4 protein-coding genes are annotated in these 3,790 nt (G+C 46.0%); 2 read left to right on the forward strand and 2 right to left on the reverse strand.

Annotation, left to right across the window (positions count from 1 at the left end):
- The coding region (locus tag V2H45_RS25280) for an ATP-binding protein (protein WP_330486465.1) at nt 1-867 on the forward strand (867 nt) is incomplete at its 5' end.
- 35 nt (nt 868-902) lie between these two features.
- Here the strand turns inward: V2H45_RS25280 and V2H45_RS25285 are convergent.
- Nucleotides 903-2,399 carry an aminotransferase-like domain-containing protein gene (locus V2H45_RS25285; RefSeq protein WP_330486466.1) on the reverse strand — a complete coding sequence of 499 codons (1,497 nt, stop codon included), beginning with the start codon at nt 2,397-2,399 and terminating at the stop codon, nt 903-905.
- A 223-nt stretch (nt 2,400-2,622) separates the two neighbouring features.
- Here V2H45_RS25285 and V2H45_RS25290 point away from each other — a divergent pair, with 223 nt between their 5' ends.
- Nucleotides 2,623-2,859 carry a hypothetical protein gene (locus V2H45_RS25290; RefSeq protein WP_330486467.1) on the forward strand — a complete coding sequence of 79 codons (237 nt, stop codon included), beginning with the start codon at nt 2,623-2,625 and terminating at the stop codon, nt 2,857-2,859.
- Between the two features lie 60 nt (nt 2,860-2,919).
- On the opposite strand, the gene V2H45_RS25295 is transcribed toward V2H45_RS25290, so the two are convergent.
- Nucleotides 2,920-3,790 (reverse strand): DODA-type extradiol aromatic ring-opening family dioxygenase (locus V2H45_RS25295; protein ID WP_330486468.1); only part of this gene is annotated, 871 nt, incomplete at its 5' end.

Below are 3,790 nucleotides of genomic sequence, written 5' to 3' on the forward strand. Positions count from 1 at the left end.
GGGAAGAGGAAAACCCTGTCCACAACTTGTTTTTATTTCCCAACAACTCTATTAATCAATTTGCTCTCCAACGCCGTCAAGTTTACTCCAGAAGGTAGTAGTATTACCCTAGAAGCTACCGCAGAGGAAGAGCCCGATTATATCTCTTTTACTGTAAAAGATACTGGCATCGGTATTGCACCAGAGGATATTGGTAAAATCTTTCAGCCTTTTGTTCAAGTTGATAATACGCTTAACCGCAAATATACTGGAACTGGCTTGGGACTATCTTTAGTGAAAAAAATTGCTGAAATGCATGGGGGGAGTGTCAGCGTTGAGAGCGAAGTAAATAAAGGGAGTTGCTTTAAGATCCAGTTGCCCTTCAAGCAAGGAAAAGCTGAACTAGAGCCTTCTGTGGACAGTCTGCCAAATACTTTAGAATTGAAGCAAAGATGGAATTACGTCGAACGCCCCAAAATTCTGATTGCTGAAGATAATCAAGAGAATGTTGATACGATTTGGGATTATTTAGAAAATCAAGGATATGAGTTGCTTTTAGCAACCGATGGACAAGAAGCTTTAGACATAGCGAACACCAAACACCCCGACATCATCTTAATGGATATTCAGATGCCCAAAATGGATGGACTAACTGCAACGAAACATATTCGAGCGAATCCAGAATTAAGTAATGTTCCAGTGATCGTTCTAACGGCCTTGGCGATGGTAGGCGATCGCGAAAAATGTCTAGAAGCTGGAGTAAATGAATATTTAACGAAGCCAGTTAAACTCAAGCACCTAGCTGAAACAATTGAGTATTTTTTGACTGTGGCGTGCAAGAAAGACAGGCTATCAAATGGAATTCATGGACTGCAGGGTGAGAAGTAGATGCGAACCTGATGAATTCTTAGAACTTCCGCAAATTATGTGATTCGCTCCGATCGCAGGAGGAATTGTTTGAGTAAGTCACCCAAGAGAGCAATGCCGCGATCGATGTTTTCTAGGGATTGCGAGAAATTGAGACGTAGGGCGGGATACCCCTGTCCATCAGGGAAAAAGGGCTTGCCGCAGCCAATCAGAACCTTTTGTTCCGCAGCAGCCTGACGGATTGCAGCCATTGGCGTGCGATCGGGCAGTTGTACCCAGATGAACAACCCCCCTTGTGGCACAGTCCAACGCACAGAATCGGGGAAGTTACATTCCATCGCTTGCAACATGGCGTCGTGCCTTTGATGGTTAATCGTGCGAAGATGATTGAGGTGACGGCGATAATGACCTGAAGCTAGATATTCGCTTGCGATCGCTTGAGCAACAGTGGAAACATGGAGGTCATGGAGCAATTTTTGCTCTACCAAGGCTTGATAATGTTTGCCCGTTGCCAGCATATACCCCACCCGCAATCCGGGCATCAGGGTTTTAGAAAAAGTACCCACATAGGTGACTAAATCGCTGCGATCGAGGGCTTTAATCGGTGCGGGGGAGGGAGCGAAGTTCAGTCCTTCATAGGCATTATCTTCTAAAATGTGGCAGTGATATTTTTCGGCAAGTGAGAGCAGTTCTCGACGATGGGCTTGAGATGTGGTGATGCCCGTAGGGTTGTGCAAGGTACTGATCGTATAGATCAATTTGGGACGGTGGCTATGCAGATACTTCTCCAATAGCTCCAAATTCATGCCATCTTTGCACATGGGAATGCCAATAATCCTTACACCCAAGTTCTCTAAGAGTGCGATCGCGCCATGATAGGTGGGACTTTCGACGATCGCCCAGTCACCTGCCCGTAGGTGATATTGCAAGGCTAGCGATAAAGCCTGTTTGGAACCATTGGTAATTATCAGATCGTCAGCGGAGACTTCTAACCCCAACTTCCATGCAAGCATCTGTGCCACTTGCTTGCGCAGGGTAAACTGTCCCTGCGGAAAATCATAACTAAAGAGAACGTCCCCCACTTGCGTCATGGCGCGTCGTGCTATCTTTGCCAAATCTTCTAGCCCTGAAGGACGAGGAAACCCAGAAGTGAAATCAATCATGTCTGGCTCCTGCTGAGCCTGTAACGAAGTCATGTACTGATCTAGAAAAGACTCACCCCATTTTTTGGCAATTACCACCTCTTGGGCAGGATCGAGGGTGGAACTACGTTCAGGTGTTGCAATGCCATGATTCGCAAAATTACTGGCACTGGCAAAATTATTAACAAAATACCCCGCACCTTGCCGCGCGAAAACCAATCCATCAGCTTCCAAAACGCCATAGGCTTCAATCACTGTGAGTTTATTGACCTGCACGCTTTCGGCGAGGGCGCGAATCGAGGGTAACTGTTCTCCTGGCTGGAGCGAACCAGATTTGATCAAGCGACTGATGCGATCGCGTATTTGCAAATAGATCGGTTCTTGAGAAGTGCGATTTAACGGGATTCTCATAGGGGGCAACGTGGGTGCGGCTTGGCAGTATTCTCAGCAGTATATAGCGATCGCGGTTGGGAATACCTAGTACAGTTTCATGTATTTTAACTAGTACAGTCAAACCTTTTCGTGAATTTAGGCAACTGTACTAGTTAAAGTAGCTAAATCTGTACCTTCTCAATCCGATTGTAAACCTTTACAAATAGAGATATCAACATCCTCCATGTTTGGTACGGAAATTATGCAAATTTCTTTTATCCCCGATAGCTTTTTAGCTGGCATTAAACTTGCAATTCAAAATTGCTTGCAGGCGATCGCTAGTAGCTTCAGCAACAGTAATGAAATTAAGGTTTGGAGCAAAACAGATTGGCATGGTAATACCTACTGGTGCGTTTACGATCCTAAAACAGGTCAAACGGCTCGTTTTGGCTCCGAAATCGAAGTGATGGCTTGGATTGAAAGCCACTACTATCTTTAGATTGAGTTGGCTCCACTTGATGAGTAATTTGGACTTATGCTGCGGCTTGACCAAACGAAATTAGCCAAAGCGAAAACTTGAAGCGACGATACCGCCAAATAGATTTTCCTCATGATAAATACAGGTTGCGGCTTCATCTTGGGCTGCACCTACCGCCACCATTAAAGGAATTAAATGGTCTTCCTGTGGGTGGGCTAGCCGGGCAGAGGGGGCTTTTTCCCAGTCGATCAGGCGATCGCTTCTCTGCGTCGGAGTGGACTGAATGAGCGTCTGCTGAAGCCAGCGATCGAACTGTTGGGAGGCAACAGCACCGCTCGATCCAAAATGCCTGAGATTGTGATAGCTTAAGCCACTCCCAAGAATGAGAATACCTTCTTTTCGTAATGGAGCCAGAGCTTTTCCTACTTCCAAATGTAGTTTGGGATCGTAGCCCCGCTTGAGCGACAACTGGACGATGGGAATCTGTGCATCTGGGTACATGGGATACATCACGGTAAAAGTGCCATGGTCAAAGCCGCGTTTGTCATCAAGATGTGCCGAATGTCCAGCATCCTCAAGTAGCGATCGCACGCGCATTGCTAACTCTGGCGAACCGGGCGCCTTATATTGAACTTGGTATGTATGGGCGGGAAATCCCGAATAGTCGTAAATCATGGGTGGATTAGGACTCGACGAAATCGTGAATTCTGTCTCTTCCCAATGTCCCGAAATCACTAACACAGCTTTTGGGGCACTCCCGATCTGGTGGGGTATATCTTGCAACGAAGTTTCGAGGCGATCGAATAGATTGCCATACTGCTCTTTCATATAGGGCCAAGGCCCACCACCATGGGAAACAAAATAGGTTGGAATTATATCTACTGTCATAATTGTTCTTTGTAGGGCATCTCTAAAAATACAAACAAGAGTAGGAAGGGATTTGAGGAAAATG

The organism is Tumidithrix elongata BACA0141, from assembly GCF_036349135.1.
Classification (GTDB): domain Bacteria; phylum Cyanobacteriota; class Cyanobacteriia; order Pseudanabaenales; family Pseudanabaenaceae; genus Tumidithrix; species Tumidithrix elongata.